This window comes from Corynebacterium sp. MSK019 (assembly GCF_030232425.1).
GTDB lineage: Bacteria > Actinomycetota > Actinomycetes > Mycobacteriales > Mycobacteriaceae > Corynebacterium > Corynebacterium jeikeium_D.
This window is the reverse complement of record NZ_JASPJT010000015.1, coordinates 1-22,947: the sequence shown is the minus strand read 5'-3', so window position 1 is coordinate 22,947 and position 22,947 is coordinate 1. Positions and strand designations below refer to the sequence as shown.

Below are 22,947 nucleotides of genomic sequence, written 5' to 3'. Positions count from 1 at the left end.
CGTGAGCAAGAGAAAACTGCTTCCAGCCCCAAGGGCATTTGTTGAGCGAGTCGACTACGCAAGTAGTGGCATCGACGAGCTAAAAGGCAAAGACATTCCTTACCGCCGTTTTATTATTGACTACCCTACGGTCTACATCATTTCATTGCGGGACAACAAGGGATCCTATCGAGTCTATGTGGGGGAAACGAACTCGATTGTCCAGCGAACGACCCAACATCTCGAGGGGGATACAAAGGCATCTAACTCCAAGCGAAATCTCTGGATTGATTTACGTGATGGCGCTGGGACCCAGATGTACGTGATTGGGCACTCTCTATTTAATAAGTCGTTGACTCTGGATATTGAGAATCGACTTATGCAGTACTTGCCTAGCAACGAATCGGTGAAGTCTGCCAGTGAGACCAGTGTTGCTACTGAGAATGCGCGAACAAATGCGCAAGGTGATTACTTCACCAAAGAGCATTTAGACAAATCTTTCACCCAGATTTGGTCTAAACTACATGCGCTGGATCAACAGCTATTTCCAGCTGAACGTATTATCCGCGAATCTGCACTTTTTAAAGCATCACCTTTCCATGAGCTAACTACAGAGCAGTCTGATGCAAAGTTTGAGATAATTAATGCAGTTGTAGATCAAATGCAATCAATCGGCGACTCTAGGCTGATTATGGTCTCAGGCGCTGCTGGAACCGGCAAAACAGTATTGCTTAGCAGCGTTTTTTATGACTTGAATCAAAAGCTCCCAGCTATCGAAGAACATCTTGGGAAATCGACCCTTGACGCGTATATGCTAGTCAACCACGATGAGCAGGTTACTGTTTATCAGCAGGTTGCTGAAAAACTCGGTATTTCGAGTACCAAGAATCTTAAAGTCATGAAGCCGACATCCTTTATCAATCATCGGAATCCTGGGGAAAAGGTAGATGTCGTTCTAATCGACGAAGCTCATTTGCTATGGACGCAAGGAAAACAGTCGTACAGGGGTAAAAATCACCTCAAAGATATTCTCGAACGTGCACATGTAGTGGTAGCAGTATTTGATCCTGACCAGATTCTTGCCGCAAATCAGGTGTGGGAGCCGGCGGATTTGGAATGGATGGAGCAACGAGTCGATAAAAGTATTGATTTAAAGCTTCAGATGAGGATGCTTGCCTCGGAGGATACCATTCAGTGGGTACGCTCTTTTGTCGATGACGGTATTATCCATAAAATTCCGGAGGATAATAAATATAGTATTAAGATTTTCGATGATCCTAACCAGCTTTACGAGTCAATTAAGGACAAAGCGTCGAATGTAGAGGAAGGATTATCTAGGTTAATAGCCACGTATGATTGGCAGTTTTCGAGTGCTCGGCCACCTGCGGAGAATGAACTCTGGCGGGTTCGAGTCGGTGATTTTTCAATGCCATGGAACAATCAAAAGAAGAGTACTGAGAAGAAGACTGCAGGTCTACAGCTGAGCTGGGCAGAGCGCCCACAAACTATTGATGAAATTGGTTCTATTTTTACTATCCAAGGTTTTGACCTGAACTATGCTGGTGTCATTATTGGCCCCTCTGTCAAATATCGTGATGGAAAGATTATCTTTGACCCATCTGAGTCGTGGAACCCAAATGTGAAGAATAAACGAACGTTGAAAGACGGGTCGAAACAGTCCTTCGCTGAAGAACTGTTGAAGAATCAGCTTAATGTCTTACTTACTCGAGGGGTACACGGGCTACATATCTATGCTGTGGATCGCGAGCTTCGTGAAGCGTTGGTTGCTGCCGCATCTGGAATAGCGGATGATTAACCGGGTTTAGTTTCAGTATATTTAATTTTCCAAAAAGTGCAGCGTTTCGCTGTTTCACGTTCTCAATTGTTTCGAAGGATGGACTTCCAGGGCTATTGAATAGGGAATTGAAACTGGGATTATAACCCGCTGTTGAATTGCTATTAGAAGCTGTGATTCGTTTTGGATGTTGGTTTTCGAGAATATTTATTGACCATCTATAATCTCTTATCCAATGAAGTCTTTCATTTCAATGCCCTAGAAAATGTTTTTCGCAGTTCTCCTCTGAGATAGGTAACAGCCTTGGTTGAAATTCTTTCTGTTGCGTACCTTTTCTTTCCAGCGGTTGCTAGGAAAACGTCACAGTCGCTCTCAAATACATATCCTGCACCGCCTCCACCTCCGCAGGCACATCCTCTAGCGCAATTGGTCCCGACACAGCCGTGTCCCAATCAATCTGGGAGTCAGCAAGGAACTCTACCGCCTGCGCAAGATGCCGTGGCTCGTAGTTATGGACACCGGTGATGGTGCGCCAGCCACGGACGAGCCACTCCGGATCGAGGGCATAAGCCGGTGACGTGGCAACACTTCCGGCCAGCACCGCTCGACCACCTATGTCGAGGCTGCCGATGCAGGTAGCGACTCCGAATTCGCTACCGGAGAACTCGAGGGTGATATCGAAAGGCTCTGGTTCGGAATCGGCACCAGCAGCCGACGGGTCGGGCGCAACCGCACCCAACTGTCGTGCCCATTCAAGCCGAGTCTGGTTGCGGTCCATGGCCACAACCTCAGCGGCGCCACCAAAAACAGCTGCCTCAACAGCGATGAGGCCGAGCATGCCGATGCCCATAACCAGGACTCGTTTACCTGCAAGGGGTCCAGCCTGTTCCATACAAGCGATCACTGTGGCGCCGGCGCAGGTCGCGATGGAGGCAGCGACATCGGGAAGCGAGTCGGGGACTACTACCACTGGCTGATGGTTGCGCAGCACAATATGGGAAGCATAGGTCCCTGAAAGAGGCCAGTCGCTATCGAAGGCCTCGTGACCAGTCTTTTTCAAATTCCGGCACTTGGCGGTCATGCCGCGTTCACAGCGGTCGCACTCCATGCATGGCGCGGTGACAGAGAACACAACGCGCTGGCCAACCTGCAAATCTGGGTTGCGGGTGGCGCGGACGACTCCGACTCCCTCGTGGCCGAGGACGCTGGGGCACGGTGCGCTGCGGCGACCGAGCACGGTGTGACGGTCGGAGCCACAGATCGTAGCGGTGGTGATTTCCACTAGGGTTTCGCCTTCTTGCAGAGCAGGAATAGGAACTTCCTGCATGCGAAAGTCGCTACCGCCGTGCCAGACAAGTGTCTGGGCCCTTTCCATCGGTGCAGTAGGAGTGGAAGGTGTCGAGGGAGTCGGAGTTGTCATCAGTGTTGTGTACCTATTCGGTCAGATCTACAGTCTGGGTCCTACTCTCCAACAAGGTCCAGCAGGTTCGCGGACGAATCCAGAACGTGGTCGGCACCGAGGGCGTCGAACTGTTCCCGAGTCAGGTGGCCGGTGAGCACACCGACGCTTGTCACGCCAGATTTTTGGGCGGAACGGACATCGGCATCGGTGTCACCGGAGCTAATCACGGCCGCCTCGTCGGTCACACCGAGCTTCTCCATAACAGCCAGGATCTGGTCGGGCTCGGGGCGGCCGTGCTCGACTTCGTCACCGGCGACAACTGTGTCGATGATTCCGTTGTCCCACCCCATGGAGGAGACAATGATATCGACGATTTCGCGCGCAAAGCCCGTCGTCAAGCCGATTTTGATGCCCTTATCGTGGAGGGCGTTCAGCATGTCTTCGACGCCTGGCAGTGGGGTCGGCGGGTTTTCCTTGTACGTGCGAGCAAGCTCGGCGCGGAAGAACTCCCACGCGTGGTTGTGGACCTCTGGGGTCGGCTCGATGCCGCCCTCACGGAGCAGATTGCCAATCGCCCAGAACTTCTCGGTACCCATGTATTGCTGGAAAGTCTCGTCGGAGTAGCGAGCGCCTTCGCGTTCGGTGGCTTCGCGGAGGACGCGGTAGACCTCGTCACGGTCGTCGATGGTGGTGCCAGCCATGTCGAAGATAGCGAGCTGATAAGTCATGGAGATTTTCCTTTTCGGTAGAAGGAGACGGGGACTGGGGGGGGGATTAGCGGACGGCGGCACGCAGCCACATGGACAGCGCCTCGACGACGAGGACGACAGCGACCATGAGGATGAGGATGTAGGTGACGACGTCGAACTGGTTGACTCGAGAAGCATTGAGCAGCTGGAAGCCGATGCCGCCTGCGCCGACGACACCCAGCAACGTGGCCGAGCGGATGTTGGTGTCCAGCAGGTAGAGGCAGTGGGCAATGAAAGACGGGATTGCCTGGCGAACGGTGCCGGCGAAGAAAATCTGCGACTCGGTTGCGCCAGTAGTGCGCAGGGCTTCCTGCACGTCAGTGTCGGTTTCTTCCAGCGAGTCAGCGACCAGCTTGGACAGTAGACCAACGGCACCTAGAGCTAGCGCGAGCGTACCGGCGACCGGGCCCAGACCGGAGATGACCACGAAGATGATGGCCAGAATCAGCTCCGGGATACCGCGGATGACCACGATCAGAACGCGGAAGAAGCCGTGTACCCACTTGTTGGCGACCACGTTGGAGGCAGCCATGACGCCAATCGGGATGGCGAGGATAGCGCCGAGGAAGGTGGCGGCGAAGGCGATCTGCAGGGTATCGAGAAGCAGCTGGACAATCTCGCCGGCAATACCACCGGAGGACGGCGGCAGGAACAGCGCCATGGTCTCTGGCAGGTTGGCCAGGCCGGTGAAGAAACTCGAGGCGGAGATTTCTGTCTCGGCAAATGCAGCGATGGTGATGACCACGAGTGCGATGATGGTCAGCACGCGGGAGCCGCGGGCTGCAGTCCACGGCGGGTTAATCGACGGCTTACCGTCGGTGGCATCCTGCTTGGCTGCCTTGCGCTTGTCCTTGATCTTGGTTCCCCACATGCGGTCCACCCAGGTGCCGGACAGCAGGGAAGAGTCGGACTTGCGCATCATATCTCGTGGAAGGCGGCGGGGTTGCCTAATTCAACATCTCGCGACACTCTTCCTCGGAATGGCCAGAGTTCAGGCAATCGGCCCAGTCGATTTGGCCTTGAACCCACGGGGATGGCTCGTTGTTCTGAGGCTCCGGGGCGGTGTTCGTGGAAGGACCGTCATAGAAATTGTTGGCGCAATACTGTGTCCAGCCGGAGGTGCCGTCGGTAAACCAGGTGGTGCCTTGTTCGTAGAGTCCCTGCGAGGATTTCGCACAATGCGAAATTGTTTTGTTTATAGCCGTCGGCTCACCAGTGGGAGCGCCGGTGTAACCAGTGGCCCCGGGGCTTTCCGTTGTCCAGGTCGGGGGTGTCGACAGGTTAGGAGTCTTGGTAGTGGATTGTGTCGTCGATTCTGTGCTGCTTTCTGGGTTGGAGGCGCCGAGCGCCCGTAGTGCTGGCTGTTCGAAATGATTGTGGAACAGGTGTTTAGCCTCACCGGCGATTTAGGTATCGGTAGCAATCCTGTGGCATTGCAACGGAAGTATGGCTTGTTTTGACCTGTGGTCGGTATCACTTTAAAAGCCTGCAGAGCTGGAGGTGGATAGTATTATAGTTATATTTAGTTCACATTTTATTAACCCTATTTAGGGGCTTTGATTGGTCGCCTTTCAGAGTACGATAGCGATTCATAGCCTGTTTTTGCTCTTTCCCATGCCGTAGTTCTTATTGGAACCGTTTTACTATTCACTGCTCTATGCAAGGAGTAATCATGGGCACTCATCGGGCATTTTCGAAGCTGGCACGGTCGGCCACAGCACTGGTAGCCGCAGCTGGTGTCGCTGTGGCAGCGGCTCCTATCGCGGTTGCCGCACCGGCTTCGGCAACTGGTAATGGTCAGGTCCTGTCCTGGACCGAAATGGGCGAGTGGGGCCCAAAGGCAAATGATTTCCCCACTGTCATGGTCAACCAGGGGATGACGGAAAACACCAGTCCAGAGGGCACAAACGTGCAGTGTGTTCCTGCTCCTGGTGAGAATCCGGTGGTCATGATCCACGGGATGAACTCGAACTCGTACCAAACCTATGCGCGCATGGCACCAGAGCTAAAGGCAATGGGGAAGTGTCTGTACGCATTTAACGTCGGCAAGCTGGGCCCTGACGAGTTTTCGGTGTTGGGCTCTATTCCAACCATGCGCAACATGACCCCGCTCGACACCGCTTTGGCTGAGCTGACTGCAAAGATTGACGCTCTCAAGGCTGAAACTGGTGCTACCGCCGTCGATATTGTTGGTCACTCTGCTGGTGGCACATTGGCTGCCGCTTACGCCAAGCAGGAGCAGGGCCGGGGTATAGGCACGGTTGTGTCCCTGGCGGGCGTCCTGCACGGCACATCGCTGCTCGGTATCTCCTATGGTTTGGAGCAGCTCGACCAGTTCGACAATGCTGGCAACAAGGCTGCGGGGTACATCGTCAGCCCGAGCCTGGTGGATCTGCTGCAGCATAGCGAGTTCATGGCCAAGATGAATGAGGGCGGCTTGGAGCAGCCCGGTGTCAACTATGTTGCAATCTCTACCCAGGTTGATGAAGCCGTCACTCCAATGGCTGCAAGCCAGTGGCAGGCACCAACGTCCAACAACATTCTGCTGCAGGATGGGTGCTCTGCGGACCTGTCGGGCCACATCGGACTGACTTTCTCGCCACGGGCAATTGCGCAGGTCGCCAATGCGCTGGGGCGCAACGTAGAAGTTCCGTGTGTGCCGGTAACTGGCTTTGTGGAAGGCGGCATCAATGACAATGCCGGTGTTCGTCCAGAACACGTCAATGCCGTTTCTGATGGCATCACGGAAATCGACGGACGTATTGCTCAGGCTGCGGAATCGCGGTAGCGATAGTCGCGACCGCGACAGTAACCGGCAGTAGAACCGGACAAGGGGTAGGGCGCGTTGTCGGCAGCAGTTACTAGCTGTCGGAGCGCGCCTTTTTCGCCATCAAATCCAGTGCAATGGCGGCACCAATAATGGCAGCGCGCAATTGTGGTGGTAAATCATCCTTGAGCTGCAGTAGATAGCGCTCATTGCCGGTTAGCATATTTGCGAAACCCGACCACTTGCGGGATATCTGTGCAACTTCGATGTCATTGATCTTGAAGGTTGCGTCGTAATGCCAAACGTCGCCGTTGACCTCGCAATGAGCAAAACCGGGGATAGAAATCTCCAGTCGCCGTTTAAAGAACGCAAATTTCTGCTGAATAGTTGCCAATAGGCGCGATGAGTCTGCTCCGACCTGCTGCTTGCCCTCAGGGCTTGTTGCCTGCGGGTCGGGGTAGTAGACCTCGTAGCTGTCGAGGGCGAAATCGGTCGGATCGGTAATAACGAATACCGGAGTGCCGTCTGGTTCGGACACTGTCAGACGACGAGAGCCCATAAACATGCGGCTCAACGTGCCGCCAGTAGTTTCAATCTTGCCGATGCAATTGCCCTCGCTATCCAGGATGTCGAAATCATCCGCCATGAAATTTCGAATCTGCTGGATAACGATGTTGTTGTGCGAGAGCAATCCCTGGTAACGCATTTGCTGTGGCGGAAGCTGTTCAGGTGTGGGAGGTTGCTCGGGCGTGGAGGGCTGCTGCGCGGGAGGCTGCTCAGCCGCGGAAGGCTGCTGCTCGGAAGCATCTTCCTGATCATTTTGTGGAATCTGATCCCACAGTGACTCCGGATTATCCCAGTATGAACTCATGGCAACAGCCTTCCTTTGATGAGTGTTGAGGCAGGCGAGTGGCCTAGAAGTTCTCCACGAGAGCCTTGTTGAAAGCCTCTAGGTCAGCCGGGGTGCGCGAGGAAATCAGGTTGCCGTCAACGACAACTTCCTCGTCGACCCAGTTAGCGCCAGCGTTCACCAGGTCGGTCTTGACGCTGATGTAGGAGGTAATCGTGCGGCCCTTCAAGGCTTCCGCGTCGGTGAGAATCCAACCGCCGTGGCAAATCACGCCGATTGGCTTGTTAGCTGCGGCGAATCCCTTCACCAGGGCCACGGCATCCTTATCGATGCGGATCTGGTCAGCATTCACGGTGCCGCCCGGCAGGATTAGAGCATCGTAATCATCAGCAGAAACGCTGCTGGTGAGCTTATCGACGTCCACCTTCGTGCCATTCTTGCCCTCAATGGAGCCCTCTTCGGTGGAGATAACGTGCACGGTCGCACCGGCATCCTTCACGGCCTCAGCCGGGCTAGTCAGCTCGGAGTCCTCGAATCCGTCAGTGGCCAATACTGCAATGGTCTTATTCGTTAAATCAGTCATAGCCCCGAGGGTAACGACGTGATCGCGTTTATGCATCCAGGCGACCATGATTTTCGAGAGCCTTACCTAGTTGCGTAATCAACATCCGCCATTATGAAAAGTCGCTTGCGTTCACACCCGCGCAAGCGATATTCTGAAGTCCCGTGGTTACGAAATACATCATCGTTACAGGAGGCGTTGCCTCCTCCCTCGGCAAAGGCTTAACTGCGGCTTCGCTCGGCCGCCTGCTCACCTCGCGTGGTCTGAAAGTGACTATGCAGAAGCTCGATCCCTACCTCAATGTGGATCCGGGCACCATGAACCCCTTCCAGCACGGCGAGGTCTTCGTCACCGAAGACGGCGCAGAAACCGACCTGGACCTCGGTCACTACGAGCGCTTCCTCGACCGCAATCTCTCCGCCGGCGGCAACGTCACCACCGGCAAGGTCTATTCCTCGGTCATCGCCAAGGAGCGCCGCGGCGAATTCCTCGGCCAGACCGTCCAGGTCATCCCGCACATCACCGACGAGATTAAATCCCGCATCGTCGCCATGGGGAACGCGGACGCGAACGGCGAAAAGCCCGACGTGGTCATCACCGAAATCGGCGGCACCGTCGGCGATATCGAATCGCAGCCCTTCCTGGAAGCCGCGCGTCAAGTGCGTCACGACGTCGGCCGCGAAAACGTCTTCTACCTGCACGTGTCGCTGGTTCCGTACCTCGGCCCTTCCAAGGAACTGAAGACCAAGCCCACCCAGCACTCGGTGGCTGAGCTTCGCTCGATTGGTCTGGTTCCCGATGCCGTCGTTTTGCGATGCGACCGCGACGTCCCGGACTCCCTCAAGAACAAGATTGCGCTGATGTGCGACATCGACCGCGAGGGAGTGGTGTCCTGCCCGGATGCGCCGAGCATCTACGACATCCCGAAGGTCCTCTATGAAGAGCACCTGGACACCTTCATCATCCGCCGCCTCAACCTGCCGTTCCGCGACATGGATTGGGCCGTGTGGGGAGACCTGCTCGAGCGCGTCCACAACCCGAAGGGCGAGGTCACGGTGGCGCTCGTCGGCAAGTACATTGACCTGCCGGACGCCTACCTGTCCGTCGCGGAAGCTGTGCGTGCCGCCGGTTTCGCCCACCGCGTGAAGGCGAACATCCGCTGGGTCGCCTCCGATGACTGCGAAACCCCGGAGGGGCTGAAGAAGAACATGGCCGGCGTTGACGCGATCGTCATCCCCGGCGGCTTCGGCGGTCGCGGCATCGAAGGCAAGATTGCGACCATCCGCTACGCCAAGGAAACCGGCACGCCACTGCTGGGAATCTGCCTGGGCATGCAGTGTGTCGTCATCGAGGCGGCGCGCACCGCAGGCGTTGACGGCGCTTCATCCACTGAGTTCGACGAGAACGCGGCCGAGCCGGTGATCGCCACGATGGAGGAACAGCTCCAGGCCGTCTCCGGTGAGGCTGACCTGGGCGGATCCATGCGCCTGGGCTCCTACCCGGCGAAGCTTGCCGAAGACTCCGTCGCCGCGCGCCTCTACGGCGCTACCGAAGTTACCGAGCGCCACCGCCACCGCTACGAGGTCAACAACGCCTACCGCGCCCAGCTCAAAGAGGCAGGCCTGGTCATCTCGGGCACCTCGCCGGACGCCAAACTCGTCGAATTCGTCGAATACCCCACGGACGTGCACCCATACCTCGTGGCCACGCAGGCGCACCCGGAGCTGAAGTCACGCCCCACCAGCGCCCATCCGCTTTTCGACGGCCTCATCGCCGCAGCCCTCAAGCGCGCTTAGCTTAGCTCCGCGAGGGCGAATCCGGCCTACCTATTAGAGTGAAGCTCATGGCGCACCAATTTGACGTTGTTGATTCCGAGATTGTTCTCGAGGCACCTATCATCGCGGTCCGCCGCGACCAGGTGCGAATGCCAGGCGGGAATGTGTCCGCCCGCGAGATCGTGGAGCATTTCGGCGCTGTCGCAGTCGTTGCCACAGATGAGGATAACCGCCTCTACCTGCTGAATCAGTGGCGGCAGGCAGCGGGGCAGCGCTTGGTGGAGTTGCCGGCCGGACTTCTCGATGTCGCGGACGAGGACCCACTGGAGGCCGCCAAGCGTGAGCTGGTCGAGGAAGCCGGACTGGAGGCCGAGTCCTGGTCCCTGCTTACCGATATGTTCAGCTCGCCCGGCTTCGCAGAGGAAGCGGTTCGGATCTATCTGGCCAGGGGGCTCCGTGCCGTCGATAAGCCGGAAGCCCACGATGAGGAAGCGGACATGACTGCGTCGTGGATTGGCGTGGAGGACGCGGTGGCGATGGCGCTGCGCGGAGAGATCCTCAATGGTATCGCGCTGTCCGGCATTCTGCTGGCGGCGGAGGTGCTGCTGAGGGGTGCCACGCCACGCTCGGTCGCGGAGCCGTTCGATATTCGACCGACGACTCTGGCTCAGCGTCGAACAGAGCAGCTCGGCGCCGGCGCGGACCTGAAACGTATCCGATGAGTTCGATCGATTCGCTTGTCGACGCCTTCGTGACCTACCTCGCGGTGGAAAAAGGCCTGTCGGCGAATACGCTCGCCAGTTATAAGCGTGACTTGGAGAAGTACCGCACCTATCTGCGGGGCATCGGCCGCACGGAATTGGCACAGGTCACCGAGCAGGATGTGTCAGAGTTCCTGGCGTATCTCGCGCGGGGAGACAAGTCGGCGGGCAGGCCGGCGCTGGCCCCGACCTCGGTGACGCGGTCGCTGTCGGCCGTGCGGAGCTTCCACAAGTTTGCGGTGGGTGAGGGCGCGTTGGACGTGGATGTCGCCAAGCGGGTGGCGCCGCCGAAGCAGCCCTCGCGGTATCCGAAGGCGCTCAGCATTGATGAGGTCACCCGGCTTATCGAGTCCATCCCCGACGACGACACCGCTGACGTGACCGACTTGCGCAACCGTGCACTGGTGGAGTTTCTGTACTCGACAGGAGCTCGCGTCTCCGAGGTCACCGGCCTGGATATCGATGACGTGGACCGCGAAACCAACCTGGTGCTGCTGCGCGGCAAGGGCGGCAAGGAGCGCATCGTGCCCGTGGGATCGCCGGCTATGGCGGCGCTGGATGCGTGGCTGACGCGCGGGCGGCCGAGCTGGGTGCGGGCGAACTCCGGGCCGGCACTGTTTATTAACTCGCTGGGGCGCAGGCTGTCTCGGCAGTCGGCGGGAAATACACTTGCGGAGCTGGGTGAGCGCGCCGGGCTGAAGGTGAAAATTTCCCCGCACACCCTGCGCCACAGTTTCGGCACACACCTGATTGAGGGCGGTGCCGATGTGCGCGTTGTCCAAGAGCTGCTGGGGCACGCCTCGGTGACGACGACCCAGATTTACACCATGATTACCGCGGAGAATATGCGACGAGTCTGGGCGGGGGCTCACCCACGGGCTGAATACTCGCGGTAATATGTGGCGGTAATATATCGCGCAGTAGAATTGATGAGAAATCTTCAAGGAAGAGGGATTGACTGTGGCTGAAGAAGGGTTGTTTGAGGCCGATCGAGTTGAACTCGGTCTCACCGGTCGTCCGGTGCGCGAGCTACCGGAACCCGCACCCCTGACCAGTCACGGCCCCGCGGTCATCCTGGCAATGTGTAACCAGAAGGGCGGCGTGGGTAAGACCACCTCGACCATTAACCTGGGTGCGGCGCTGGCAGAGTTCGGTCGTAAAGTCCTGCTCGTTGACTTGGACCCGCAAGGCGCACTATCCGCCGGTCTCGGTGTTCCCCATGAGGAACTCGACCTGACGGTCTACAACCTCATCGTCGACGACACCACCGATGTCCGCGATGCCATTCATCACACCAAGGTCTCCGGCCTGGACCTTGTCCCGGCCAACATTGACCTGTCGGCTGCGGAGATTCAGCTTGTCAACGAAGTCGGCCGCGAGCAGGCCCTCGGACGCGCACTGCGCCCAGTGATGAATGACTACGACTTCATCATCATTGACTGCCAGCCATCGCTGGGCCTGCTGACCGTCAATGCGCTGACCATCGCCGAGGGCGTCATCATCCCAATGGTGGCCGAATACTTCTCCCTGCGCGGCCTGGCACTGCTCACCGACACGGTGGCCAAGGTTCGCGACCGCCTGAACTTCAACCTGGAAGTCTCCGGCATTCTGGTCACCATGTTCGACCGCCGCACGCGTCACGCCAAGGAAGTCATGGAACGCCTCATCGAGGTCTTCGGCGACAAGGTCTTCGACACGGTCATCACCCGTACCGTCCGCTTTCCGGAAACCTCCGTCGCCGGTGAGCCCATCACCACCTGGGCGCCAAACACCCCAGCTGCGGCACAGTACCGCAACCTGGCCCGCGAGGTCATCGAGCGCAAAGGCCGCAAATAATAGGTGACTTCCCCGGATAGTTACACTCCCGAACCGTCGTCAAGCGAGGGCGTGCAGGAAGAAATCACCGGCTTCCGCGTCGCGCTCGCGAACTTCAACGGCCCATTCGACCTGCTACTGCAGCTGATCAGCAGCAAAAAGATGGACGTCACCGAAGTCGCGCTGGCGGCGGTCACAGACGAGTTCATCGCATACACGCGCAGCCTCGACGCAGTCAGTGACCTCGACGAAATCACCGAATTCCTCGTCGTGGCAGCGACGCTGCTCGACCTCAAAACCGCACGGCTCCTACCGCGTGGCGACGTCGACAGCGAAGAAGACCTCGAACTGCTAGAAGCACGCGACCTGCTGTTCGCCCGACTGCTGCAATACCAGGCGTATGGCAAGGTAGCCGACCAATTCGAGGAGTGGCAGAAGACCGCGCCGCGGCGCTATCCGCGAGCTGTGGGGCCGGACAAGCAGTTCGAGGAGCTGCTGCCGCCCGTGCGCCTGGGCATGTCGCTCGGGGAGTTCGCCGAGTTTGCGGCCGTCGTGATGCGTCCGAAGCCGCCGGAGGAAGTCGGCGTCGGGCACATCCACGGTGTGCCCGTGTCCGTGCCGGAGCAGGCGGGCAAAATTCTGGACTCGCTGCGGCTGGCCGGCGAGGGGACCTGGTTGACGTTTACGCAGCTGACCTCGGAGTGCCGCGTGTCCATGGAGGTTGTCGGGCGGTTCCTGGCGCTGCTGGAGCTCTACCGAGCCAAGGCGATCGGTGTGGAGCAGGAGGAGGCGCTGGAGGAAATCCACGTGGCCTGGACCGGGCTGGACGTGGACCCGGCCGTCGTGGCGGCGGCGAACTGGGAGTAGGTGACTGGGGCTGGCTGTTGGGGCTGGCTGTTGGGACTTGGCTGTTGGGCGTGGGCTTGGTTGGGCTGGCGCTAACAGCTGATTAGCGCCCGGCCAATTAGCGCCCGGCGCGGGAGGTTGCGTAATCTGACCCGCATGAGCGAAACCAGTTCCGGACCATCCGAGCAGGCCGTGGAGCCCGCGTCTGCTTCTTCGGCTCAGTTGCCGCCCATTGACCCGTTGCGAGCAGGCGTTGAGTCGATTCTGCTGGTAGTCGATACGCCGGTGGCGGCGGAGGATATGGCGCGGGCGCTGGATGTTTCCGCAAGTGATGTCCGTGACGTGCTTCGCGAAATCGAGTACGAATACCGTGCACGTCGCAGCGGCATTGAGCTACGCGAAACGGATGAGGGCTGGCGGTTTTACACAGCTCCCGCCCACGCCAGCGCGGTCGAGCGATTCTTGCTGGATGGCTCGCAGTCGAAGCTCTCACGTGCAGCTATGGAGACGCTGGCAGTAGTGGCTTACCGACAGCCGGCCACGCGTGCGCAGGTCTCCGGTGTGCGTGGTGTCAATGTTGATGGCGTGATGCGCACGCTGGTCGCGCGCGGTCTGATTGCGGAGTCCGGAGAGGACCCGGCAACCGGTGCGCATTTGTACGTTACGACGACGCTGTTCCTGGAGCTTTTGGGGATTGATTCGCTGGACCAGCTGCCTGATTTGGCTCCGCTGCTGCCTGAGGTCGACTTGATCGACGAGCCGTTGGACTAGGTGGGGTTCACTCTATTGAACGACCCACTTCACGGTTTTCGATTCGCCTGACGGTCATCGATCCACTTCACGACACGGGTGTCACCTCATGCCACCTCCACAGCTGCCACGAGGTGACATAGGTGTCGTGAAGTCGCATTTTGGGGCTGGGTTTGCTGCTCACGACAGCTCACTGCGAGCCTTTGCACCCCCACCGCACCCACCACACCCACCACACCACACCCACCACACCCACCACACACACTGTGGATAACTCCCGAAAACTGCAAACTATCCACAGTCGACGCCAAATCGACGCCTCCTGAGCCTCCGTGTGAGCCCAAAAATGAGAACGTAGCACTCACAAGCACTCGCAAACACTCGCAAACACGCAAACACTCACCAACACTCACACCACCACCCGCCAGCCAGCAAATGCATGGACCTCAGGAGCGCAATCCGATGCCGCAGTGGATCTACGACGCCGACGACATCATCCGTACCGGCCAGCAGCGCGAATGCGCCCGCCCCAGCACATTCGCAATTTCCCGAATCGGCCAGCACTCCGGCCGAGATCTCCGCCAGCGAGCCAAAAGCGGCAGCCTCCTGTGGCTCGCACACGGCGCGTACGTGCCGGTCGACAGGTGGCTCACCCTAAACAGCACCGAACGTTACATCCTGGAAATCAAAGCGCTCGTCCATCGCGGCACCACCACCGTAGTCACCCGCGATGCCGCCGCTGCTCTCCACGGTTTACCTCTACTTACGCACAACACTCCCATCGCGATAGCCAACTCCGGCCGCACGCGCGGGCAATCGCGAAGCACGCCGAATGGCCCGTACCAGCCGCACAAACGCCTCATCCGCGTCTCCGGCCGGATTCTCCCCGAGGACATCGTAGAAATCGATGGCCGCCTCGTCACCGATGTCCCAAAGTCCGTCATCGACGTCTGCCGTTCCCGCACCCCGCACAATGCACTAGTGCTTGCCGACGCCGCCCTCCAGCGCCACACCGACACCGAGGAACTGTTGGCCACGTTGGCTGCATATCCGCGTGCTCCGGGAAATGCACAGGCCAGGAGATTGTTGGGGCAAGCGACAGCGTCGTCGGAAAGCATTGGGGAATCGCTCACTAAAGAAGCAATCGTCCAGGCGGGGCTAGCTGCTGTCGACGATTCTCGGGCTCCGTTGCTTCAGCAGGTTTCCTTTCGGGATGATCGTGGCTTCATCGCACGCGTGGACTTTTACCTGCCCGAACTTGGGCTGGTCGTCGAGTTCGACGGCCGTATGAAATACACCGACGGTGGAGTCGCGGACACGCAGGTGGCAATCGCAAAGGAGCTGGAGCGCGAAAAGCGCCTGAAGAACCTCGGGTTGAATGTCATCCGGATCGTCTGGTCACAGCTTTTCGACGGCTCCGCCGTAGCCACCTTGCGGCAAGCAGCCGCGGAAATCCGACGTCACCTGGCAAATGGTGGCAGTTGCTATCGCGGAAACTACGCCTTCGCGCGGCAGCCCATCACAATCACAGGTAAGGCGGCCGAGTTGGCCATGCGTCGCCGACGAGTGTGGAGCCAGGCGGGGCGGCTGTACTAGCTGGCTGGCTCATCGGGCCACCCCAACCTCACTTCACGACACAGGTGTCACCTCATGCCACCTCCACAGCTGCCACGAGGTGACATGGGTGTCGTAAAGTCGCTGAGACTGTCTGTAATCCTTGCGAGAAGCTCCACCACCAACCCCGAACGGCGTTCAAGTCTGGCGCTGTACAGGTATTATGCTTGAGTATCATGACAGCCTCGGAAACCGCCCAGCCGCACACCCCGCCGCCCGCCCAACCACCCGCCCAACCACACACCCGGCCAGCCATCGCCGACCTCGCCCAATTCGACGCCGACCACATCTGGCACCCATACGGCCCCATCCCGTCGCCGGTTGCGCCCAAGCTGGTCGAGTCCGCCGAGGGTGTGAACCTCCACCTCGCCGACGGCCGCACCCTCATCGACGGCATGAGCAGCTGGTGGGCCGCCTGTCACGGCCACTCGCACCCGAAGCTGGTCGCAGCCGCGAAGAAGCAGGTCACCACGATGTCGCATGTCATGTTCGGCGGACTCACACACCGTCCGGCCATTGAGCTGGCGGAAAAGCTCCTAAAGCTCGCGGGCCCCGGCTTCGATGCCATCTTCTACTCGGACTCTGGCTCGGTTTCCGTCGAGGTTGCTATCAAAATGGCGCTGCAGTACCAGCAGGCCAAAGGCCATCCCGAGCGCACCCGCCTGGCCACTTGGCGCGGCGGCTATCACGGCGACACTCGCGCGCCCATGACCGTCTGCGACCCCGAGGGCGGCATGCATTCGCTGTGGACGGGGCAGTGGACTCCGCAGGTCTTCGCCGACAAACCACCCGCCCGCGGCGCAACCGAGGAGGAGCGCGCACGCTATCTCGCGCACTTCGATTCGCTTATCGACGACTCCGTCGCCGGCATCATTATTGAACCGGTGGTCCAAGGCGCTGGTGGCATGCGGTTCCATGACCACGAGCTGCTTGTGGGGCTCCGGAAGCTGTGTGACAAGCACGGGATTCTGCTCATCGCGGATGAGATCGCCACCGGCTTCGGCCGGGCCGGTGACCTGTTCACGACGCAGGCGGCCGGGATTGTGCCGGATATTATGTGTGTCGGCAAGGCGCTGACCGGCGGCTTTATGAGCTTCGCAGCCACCCTCACCACCGCCGACGTGGCTCGCACCATTTCCAGTGGCGCAGGCGGAGGCATCATGCACGGCCCGACCTTCATGGGCAACCCGTTGGCCTGTGCCGTGGCCTGCGCGCAGCTCGACCTGATTGCAGAAGGGCAGTGGCGTGAGGATGTCCCGCGCATCGAATCCCGACTTCGCAACCAGCTCCAGCCCTTAGCCAGCAGCGATGCCGTGGCCGATGTGCGGGTTCTTGGCGCAATCGGGGTCGTGGAGATGCAGCGCCCGGTGGACATGGGCTTGGCCACGGCAGCGGCTGTCGATGCCGGGGTGTGGCTGCGGCCATTCGGCAAATTGGTGTACACCATGCCGCCGTACATCAGCACCAATGACGAGGTCGACCGTATCTGCGAGGCCATCGCCGCCATCGTCGCCGCCGAGGAAGAACGCAAGTAGCGCAACCAAAAAGGAGCACCACCCACCATGAGCATCGTCCTTGTCACCGGCACCGGTACCGATATTGGAAAGACCATCGGCACGGCAGCCCTGGCGGCGGCACTTCGCGAGGAGGGAAAGGAGGTGCACGTCGTCAAGCCAATTCAGACTGGTTTTCCGGGCCCAAATGGCGGTGATTTGGACACTGTCGCGGAGCTGACGGGGATCGACAACCTGCATGGCTTCGTGCGTTACCCCGAGCCGATGGCGCCGGTGGCGGCGGCGCAGCGCGCGGGAATGCGCCTGCCGAACGCCACGGAGATCGCTGAAAAGATCAAGCTTATCGACGGGCCGAACCGCGTTGTCCTCGTGGAGGGCGCGGGCGGCTTGCTGGTGCGGCTCGGCGAGGACTGGGCGCTGCCGGAGCTGGCGGCGTTGTTGCCGGGTAGTCAGATGGTGGTCGTGACGCGGTTGGACCTGGGTTGCCTGAACGAGGCGGAGCTCACCGTCGAGGTGGCGCGGGGCCGTGGAGTCAATGTCACGGCGCTGGTGGGCGGTTCGTTGCCGGCGGAGGTCGACCCGATCATTGAGACGAACCTGGAGGAACTGCCGCGCATCACCGGGGTGCCGCTGCTGGGGTCGGTGCAGGCGGGAGCTGGCGCGCTGGACCGGCAGGAGTTTGTGGCGAAAGCTACGCAGTGGCTGCCGGGCGTGCGAGAGTGGGCCGCAGCGCTGTAAAAGACGTTGTAGGTGGAGGCCGCGCGGGACGTCGTTAAGCTGGCGTTTTGCGAAAAACGTGCTAAGGTGGCTAGACGACAAGGCGCGAGGCTTTCTCTGTAATTCTCTTTATTAACCTGCTTCCACCGGCCAATTTTGGGCCCACGGGGGAGAGAACAGCGTCGCCTGGCGCTGACGTTCTAACAAACAGAACATTCTCCAACGCTTGAAAAGGATGTAGGTCAAGTGGCTAAACCCGCTCGCCGAGAAGGCACACCGGCACACAAGAACCGTAAGAATCAATCCAACCGCGGCTCCACTAACGCCCAGCGCAACCGCAGCCGTCGCGACAGCGGCGCGAAGGTGGAGACCTCCAACGTCCACGCGAAGGACATCTACGTATCCAACGCCCGCCCGGCGCGCCACCAGCATGTGGACGACAACCGCCGCGGTTCGGGCAAGCGCGTGCACAGCGAAGCAGGCGAGGGCGTGCGCCTGCAGAAGGTATTGGCACAGGCAGGCGTGGCGTCGCGTCGTATGGCGGAAAAGCTTATCGACGAAGGCCGCGTCGAGGTCGACGGCAAGATTGTGACGCGGCAGGGCGTGCGGGTGGACCCGAACACGTCTGTGATTCGCGTTGATGGTTCCCGCGTCATCGTCAATGAGGACATGCAGTACTTCGTCCTGAACAAGCCGCGTGGTGTGCAGTCGACCATGCACGATGACATGGGCCGCCCGTGTGTGGGCGACATCATCGGTGAGAAGATCAGCGCTGGTCAGCGACTCTTCCACGTGGGTCGCCTGGATGCGCCCACCGAGGGCCTGCTGCTGCTCACCAACGATGGTGAGCTGGCCAACCGCCTGATGCACCCGAGCTACGAGGTCACCAAGACCTACATGGCCACCGTTGTCGGCGAGGTCGATGCCAAGGTCATGCGTGAGCTGGAAAAGGGCATTGAGCTTGATGACGGCATCGCTAAGGCGGACATGGCGCAGATCATCGATGTCTGGCAGGGCCGCTCTATCGTCCGCATCGAGCTGCATGAGGGCCGCAAGCACATCGTGCGCCGAATGCTCAAGACTGCGGGCTTCCCGGTCGAGCGCCTGGTGCGCACTAAGATTCACACTGTCCAGCTGGGCGAGCAGACCCCGGGCGCTCTCCGCGCACTCAACCGCGCTGAGCTGACCTCCCTCTACAACGCGGTGGGGCTGTAAATGGCACTAGTGAAGAAGAACGAAGAAAACCAAGGAGCTGAAGGAGCCCACATGAGCGAGCAGAACACTGACGACATGCTGTTGGTTGCCATCGACGGCCCTTCCGGCACTGGCAAGTCGACTGTCTCCCGGATGGTCGCAACCGAGCTGGGTGCAAAGTACCTGGACACCGGCGCTATGTACCGCGTTGCCACCCTGTGGGTGCTGCGCCAGGGCATCGACCCGACCGACGAGGAAGCCGTGGCCAAGGCGACGGCCGCCCTGCCGCTGGAAGTCTCCGATGACCCGAACTCCACCGCCGTCCTCCTCGACGGCGAGGATGTTTCCGGCGAGATTCGCGGCCCGGAGGTCACCCGCAACGTGTCGGCGGTCTCCGCGATTCCGGCTGTGCGCACCAACCTGGTCGCACTCCAGCGTTCGCTGGCCGCATCGGCTGTGCGCTGTGTGGTGGAAGGCCGCGACATCGGCACGGTCGTTCTCCCGGACGTCCCTGCGAAGATCTTCATGACCGCCTCCGCAGAGGTCCGCGCTCGCCGCCGCTACGACCAGGACATCGCTGCTGGTCGTGAGGCCGACTTCGACACCGTGCTTGCCGACGTCATCCGCCGCGACGAACTCGACAGCAACCGTGCGACCTCTCCGCTGAAGCCAGCCGAGGACGCATTCATTCTGGACACCTCTGAGATGGACATTGAAGAGGTCGTGGAAAACGTCCTCGATGTCGTTGAGGCCGGCTACCCGGGGTCCACCATGGACTGGGACGATGTCGACAACGAGGAGTTCGAGGAATCTTACGAGGGCTCTTACGACGATTCCGAGGACGACACCGCCGGACACCTGGTCGCAAACGTGGAGAGCGAAAACGCGCCGGGCACCGCAGGCAGCCACACCAGCGCAGACGAGTTCATCGACCGCACGATTGCCGACCACGAGACGATCATCTCCGAAGCCATCGAGCGCGCCGAAACCGGCCAGATCGACGACGATGCCGACTGGGAAGAGTTGGAAAACGCATTCGCAGCACTTGGTGTCAGCGACGAGGAGGAAGAAGCTCTTCCGACCGTGGCCATTGTGGGACGACCGAATGTTGGTAAGTCCACCATGGTTAACAGGTTCATTGGCCGTCGTGAAGCAGTTGTCGAAGACTTCCCGGGCGTGACCCGCGACCGCATCTCCTACCTGGGTGAATGGGGCGGACGTCGCTTCTGGGTGCAGGACACCGGCGGCTGGGATCCGGATGCCAAGGGCATGCACGCGGCGATTGCTCGTCAGGCGGAGACCGCCATGGAGACCGCCGATGTGATTGTCATGGTCGTCGACACCACCGTCGGCATCACCGCCACGGAAGAGGTTATGGCCCGACGTCTGCAGCGCGCGGAGCAGCCGGTTATTCTCGCCGCCAACAAGTTTGAGTCGGATTCGCAGCTTGGCGACGTCGCGGAGTTCTGGGCCCTCGGGCTCGGCGAGCCGCACCCAACCTCGGCCCTCCACGGTCGTGGCAATGCCGACGTGATGGACGAAGTTGTGGCCTCCTTCCCGGAGGTGCCGCGTGCGAAGTCGCTGCCGACCGGGCCGCGTCGCGTGGCGCTGGTGGGTAAGCCGAACGTGGGCAAGTCTTCGCTGCTGAACAAGCTCTCCGGTGAAGACCGAGCGGTGGTCAGCGACGTGGCTGGTACCACGGTTGACCCGGTGGACTCGCTGGTGCAGATGGACGAGGCGCTGTGGCGTTTCGTGGATACCGCTGGTATCCGCAAGAAGACCAAGACCGCCAAGGGCCACGAGTTCTACGCTTCGCTGCGTACTCGTTCGACCATTGACAACGCCGAGGTTGTGATTTTCCTGGTCGATGCCTCCGAGCAGATTACCGAGCAGGATCAGCGCGTGCTGCGCATGATTCTCGACTCCGGTCGCGCACTTGTGGTGGCCTACAACAAGTGGGACCTCATGGATGAGGACCGCCGCGACCTGCTCGAGCGCGAGATTGAAGAGCAGCTTTCGCACGTGCCGTGGGCTCGTCGGGTGAACATCTCCGCCAAGACCGGGCGTGCTGTGCAGAAGCTGGAGCCGGCAATGCTGGAGGCCGTGGAGTCGTGGGATAAGCGCATCTCCACTGGTCGCCTGAACACTTGGTTGCGCGCGATCATGCAGCAGAACCCGCCACCGCTGCGTGGCGGTCGCCAGCCGCGCGTGCTGTTTGCCACCCAGGCGTCCTCGCGCCCGCCGGTGATTGTGCTGTTCACAACCGGCTTCCTGGAGCACGGCTACCGTCGCTTCCTGGAACGCAAGCTGCGTGAAGAGTTCGGCTTCGAGGGCTCGCCGGTGCGCATCGCGGTGCGTGTCCGCGAGAAGAAGAAGCGCCGGTAGGAAGCTGCTAGGAAGTGCCGGTAGGCAGTTCGGTTAAGCCCTGCTAGTCGCTCGAACTGAGCTGAGAAAAGCCCAAAATGTGATTTAGACAATTGCATTTTGGGCTTTTCGTTGGCATTTTAGAGTTTCAGTAAATTAGCGATAAGGAGAACTGACAATGGTCAGGCGCGGCAACAACCGTGACGGCTCTCAGCACGATGGCCGAGGTAACAGCTATGGACGCGATTCCTCAAGCTCATACGGCGATGACTCCGCGACTCGCTACATTCCGCGGGACGACGGATATCGCGGGTACAACCCAGATGCCGACTTCGCGGGCGAGCAGCCGACCGAATACTTCGGTGGCGACTCCTCTGAGACGCAATTCCTGCAGCGTGGCGATGAAACACGATTTGATAACCCGCGAGGTGCCGGGGCCGGGGCGCAAGGTGCTGGCGCACAGGGCAGCGGCGCTCAGGGTAGCGGCCAGTACTGGGCCCCGCTTTCTGAAGAAGAACGCGGCTATGGCCAGGCGAGCCAGCAAGCAGGTGCAACCCAACAGTATGCTGCAGGTGGCGCAGGCGGTTACGGCGACCCGCACAACGGCAACAACCGCGGTAATAACCGTGGCAACAGCGGCGGCGATGACTCCAAGAAGGGCTGGGGTAAGCCTGTCGCCATCGCGGCCATTGCCGCGATGGTGGCCGTAGTCGCGCTGGTAGCCCTGGTTTTGTCCTTTACTTCCGGAACCGAGGACAAAAATGACAATACGGCGGCGCCGACGCAGGAGACGTCGTCAAGCCCGACGCCGACGACAACCTCGCCGGAAGAAACCACGACAAGCCCTACCGATCGCTTGGACCCGTCGGGCACGATTAATGACACCCGTGAACGCCTTGAGCAGGAGATCGACCAACTTCGCGAGTCGCCGCCAGCTATCCCTGGCCCCGGTGAGCGCAGCAGCGGCTGGGGCACTATCCCACAGGGCGTGGTGGGCAAGAGTCCGGCATCGGTTGAGGTGGAGCTGCGTACCAACGGCTACCAGAACGTGACCGTCGTCGACGCCGAGGGCAACCAGACCAATTCTGTGGCCGCGATTATGGGCAAGGTTGCCTCAATCGATCCGCCGGAGGGGCAGATGGCGGAGACATCCACGCCTGTGACCATCTACCTGCAGTAACGCGGCAGGCAGGGCAGGGACCAGGGGCGATTTCCGCTAGCAAACACCAATGATGTAACCTATAGCTCGTTGCACTTTCGTGCATGCGGGCTGTAGCGCAGTTTGGTAGCGCACCTCACTGGGGGTGAGGGGGTCGTCGGTTCAAATCCGGTCAGCCCGACAAAATAACCGCCGTCTTCTGGAAGATTCCGGGAGGCGGCGGTTTTTGTTTGCGGTTATTGCTTTACGGTTTCGTTTGCGGGTTAAGTAAAGAAAAGTGTGTCTTTTCCGGGCGTGTTGCGGTTATTTGATCCAGCCTTTTTGGATGCCGAGG

19 protein-coding genes and 1 tRNA gene are annotated in these 22,947 nt (G+C 59.8%); 15 read left to right on the top strand and 5 right to left on the bottom strand.

Annotated features, from left to right (window positions below; translation table 11 throughout):
- Position 1 precedes the first annotated feature (1 nt).
- On the top strand, positions 2-1,795 hold the full coding sequence (locus QP982_RS09755; protein WP_197737679.1) for a DUF2075 domain-containing protein: 1,794 nt from the start codon (positions 2-4) through the stop codon (positions 1,793-1,795).
- Between the two features lie 328 nt (positions 1,796-2,123).
- Here QP982_RS09755 and QP982_RS09750 read toward each other — a convergent pair whose 3' ends face one another.
- The 3 genes from QP982_RS09750 to phnE are packed head-to-tail and all read right to left on the bottom strand — an operon-like array spanning position 2,124 to position 4,847.
- Entirely contained in the window at positions 2,124-3,194 is a 1,071-nt protein-coding gene (locus QP982_RS09750; RefSeq protein WP_259803697.1) for a zinc-binding dehydrogenase, read from the bottom strand.
- A gap of 41 nt (positions 3,195-3,235) precedes the next feature.
- The gene (locus QP982_RS09745) at positions 3,236-3,904 is read right to left on the bottom strand and encodes an HAD hydrolase-like protein (protein WP_070437385.1); all 669 of its coding nucleotides are present in this window, start codon (positions 3,902-3,904) and stop codon (positions 3,236-3,238) included.
- Positions 3,905-3,950: 46 nt separating this feature from the next.
- Entirely contained in the window at positions 3,951-4,847 is an 897-nt protein-coding gene (phnE, locus tag QP982_RS09740) for a phosphonate ABC transporter, permease protein PhnE (RefSeq protein ID WP_242451394.1), read from the bottom strand.
- A gap of 750 nt (positions 4,848-5,597) precedes the next feature.
- On the opposite strand from phnE, the gene QP982_RS09735 reads away from it, so the two are divergent.
- Positions 5,598-6,713, top strand: a complete 1,116-nt coding sequence (locus QP982_RS09735; RefSeq protein ID WP_070767219.1) for an esterase/lipase family protein — start codon at positions 5,598-5,600, stop codon at positions 6,711-6,713.
- Positions 6,714-6,786: 73 nt separating this feature from the next.
- Here the strand turns inward: QP982_RS09735 and QP982_RS09730 are convergent, their stop codons facing one another.
- The gene (locus tag QP982_RS09730) at positions 6,787-7,563 is read right to left on the bottom strand and encodes an LURP-one-related/scramblase family protein (protein WP_070767218.1); all 777 of its coding nucleotides are present in this window, start codon (positions 7,561-7,563) and stop codon (positions 6,787-6,789) included.
- Between the two features lie 43 nt (positions 7,564-7,606).
- Positions 7,607-8,125, bottom strand: a complete 519-nt coding sequence (locus QP982_RS09725; RefSeq protein WP_070767226.1) for a type 1 glutamine amidotransferase domain-containing protein — start codon at positions 8,123-8,125, stop codon at positions 7,607-7,609.
- 143 nt (positions 8,126-8,268) lie between these two features.
- On the opposite strand from QP982_RS09725, the gene pyrG reads away from it, so the two are divergent.
- From pyrG to QP982_RS09660, 13 genes are all read left to right on the top strand, one after another.
- Entirely contained in the window at positions 8,269-9,900 is a 1,632-nt protein-coding gene (gene pyrG / locus QP982_RS09720; RefSeq protein ID WP_284870484.1) for a CTP synthase, read from the top strand.
- Positions 9,901-9,947: 47 nt separating this feature from the next.
- Positions 9,948-10,601: an NUDIX domain-containing protein gene (locus QP982_RS09715; RefSeq protein ID WP_284870483.1), complete on the top strand. Its 654-nt coding sequence runs from the start codon at positions 9,948-9,950 to the stop codon at positions 10,599-10,601.
- On the top strand, positions 10,598-11,536 hold the full coding sequence (locus QP982_RS09710) for a site-specific tyrosine recombinase XerD (protein ID WP_070437394.1): 939 nt from the start codon (positions 10,598-10,600) through the stop codon (positions 11,534-11,536). Before QP982_RS09715 ends, QP982_RS09710 begins: the two co-directional genes overlap by 4 nt.
- Positions 11,537-11,600: 64 nt before the next feature.
- Positions 11,601-12,476: a ParA family protein gene (locus QP982_RS09705; RefSeq protein WP_038625574.1), complete on the top strand. Its 876-nt coding sequence runs from the start codon at positions 11,601-11,603 to the stop codon at positions 12,474-12,476.
- Positions 12,477-12,479: 3 nt separating this feature from the next.
- Positions 12,480-13,322 carry a segregation and condensation protein A gene (locus tag QP982_RS09700; protein ID WP_201844345.1) on the top strand — a complete coding sequence of 281 codons (843 nt, stop codon included), beginning with the start codon at positions 12,480-12,482 and terminating at the stop codon, positions 13,320-13,322.
- Positions 13,323-13,457: 135 nt separating this feature from the next.
- Positions 13,458-14,072 carry an SMC-Scp complex subunit ScpB gene (gene scpB / locus QP982_RS09695; RefSeq protein WP_049170455.1) on the top strand — a complete coding sequence of 205 codons (615 nt, stop codon included), beginning with the start codon at positions 13,458-13,460 and terminating at the stop codon, positions 14,070-14,072.
- A 441-nt stretch (positions 14,073-14,513) separates the two neighbouring features.
- Positions 14,514-15,647, top strand: a complete 1,134-nt coding sequence (locus QP982_RS09690; RefSeq protein ID WP_284870480.1) for a PDDEXK family nuclease — start codon at positions 14,514-14,516, stop codon at positions 15,645-15,647.
- 194 nt (positions 15,648-15,841) lie between these two features.
- Positions 15,842-17,200: an adenosylmethionine--8-amino-7-oxononanoate transaminase gene (locus QP982_RS09685; RefSeq protein ID WP_246816299.1), complete on the top strand. Its 1,359-nt coding sequence runs from the start codon at positions 15,842-15,844 to the stop codon at positions 17,198-17,200.
- Between the two features lie 27 nt (positions 17,201-17,227).
- On the top strand, positions 17,228-17,917 hold the full coding sequence (gene bioD, locus QP982_RS09680; RefSeq protein WP_070429687.1) for a dethiobiotin synthase: 690 nt from the start codon (positions 17,228-17,230) through the stop codon (positions 17,915-17,917).
- A 342-nt stretch (positions 17,918-18,259) separates the two neighbouring features.
- The gene (locus tag QP982_RS09675) at positions 18,260-19,111 is read left to right on the top strand and encodes a pseudouridine synthase (RefSeq protein WP_049193586.1); all 852 of its coding nucleotides are present in this window, start codon (positions 18,260-18,262) and stop codon (positions 19,109-19,111) included.
- A gap of 51 nt (positions 19,112-19,162) precedes the next feature.
- Entirely contained in the window at positions 19,163-21,475 is a 2,313-nt protein-coding gene (gene der / locus QP982_RS09670) for a bifunctional cytidylate kinase/GTPase Der (protein ID WP_284870479.1), read from the top strand.
- Between the two features lie 157 nt (positions 21,476-21,632).
- Complete coding sequence (locus QP982_RS09665) at positions 21,633-22,634, top strand: hypothetical protein (RefSeq protein WP_284870478.1); 1,002 nt, start codon at positions 21,633-21,635, stop codon at positions 22,632-22,634.
- Between the two features lie 86 nt (positions 22,635-22,720).
- Positions 22,721-22,794, top strand: a tRNA-Pro gene (locus QP982_RS09660).
- Positions 22,795-22,947 lie beyond the last annotated feature (153 nt).

Bases quoted from the DNA above. Each gene is read 5' to 3' on its own strand.
- QP982_RS09750 (WP_259803697.1), bottom strand. From the start codon at position 3,194: ATGACAACTCCGACTCCCTCGACACCTTCCACTCCTACTGCACCGATG.
- QP982_RS09745 (WP_070437385.1), bottom strand. From the start codon at position 3,904: ATGACTTATCAGCTCGCTATCTTCGACATGGCTGGCACCACCATCGAC.
- phnE (WP_242451394.1), bottom strand. From the start codon at position 4,847: ATGATGCGCAAGTCCGACTCTTCCCTGCTGTCCGGCACCTGGGTGGAC.
- QP982_RS09735 (WP_070767219.1), top strand. From the start codon at position 5,598: ATGGGCACTCATCGGGCATTTTCGAAGCTGGCACGGTCGGCCACAGCA.
- QP982_RS09730 (WP_070767218.1), bottom strand. From the start codon at position 7,563: ATGAGTTCATACTGGGATAATCCGGAGTCACTGTGGGATCAGATTCCA.
- QP982_RS09725 (WP_070767226.1), bottom strand. From the start codon at position 8,125: ATGACTGATTTAACGAATAAGACCATTGCAGTATTGGCCACTGACGGA.
- QP982_RS09715 (WP_284870483.1), top strand. From the start codon at position 9,948: ATGGCGCACCAATTTGACGTTGTTGATTCCGAGATTGTTCTCGAGGCA.
- QP982_RS09710 (WP_070437394.1), top strand. From the start codon at position 10,598: ATGAGTTCGATCGATTCGCTTGTCGACGCCTTCGTGACCTACCTCGCG.
- scpB (WP_049170455.1), top strand. From the start codon at position 13,458: ATGAGCGAAACCAGTTCCGGACCATCCGAGCAGGCCGTGGAGCCCGCG.
- QP982_RS09690 (WP_284870480.1), top strand. From the start codon at position 14,514: ATGCCGCAGTGGATCTACGACGCCGACGACATCATCCGTACCGGCCAG.
- QP982_RS09685 (WP_246816299.1), top strand. From the start codon at position 15,842: ATGACAGCCTCGGAAACCGCCCAGCCGCACACCCCGCCGCCCGCCCAA.
- bioD (WP_070429687.1), top strand. From the start codon at position 17,228: ATGAGCATCGTCCTTGTCACCGGCACCGGTACCGATATTGGAAAGACC.
- der (WP_284870479.1), top strand. From the start codon at position 19,163: ATGAGCGAGCAGAACACTGACGACATGCTGTTGGTTGCCATCGACGGC.
- QP982_RS09665 (WP_284870478.1), top strand. From the start codon at position 21,633: ATGGTCAGGCGCGGCAACAACCGTGACGGCTCTCAGCACGATGGCCGA.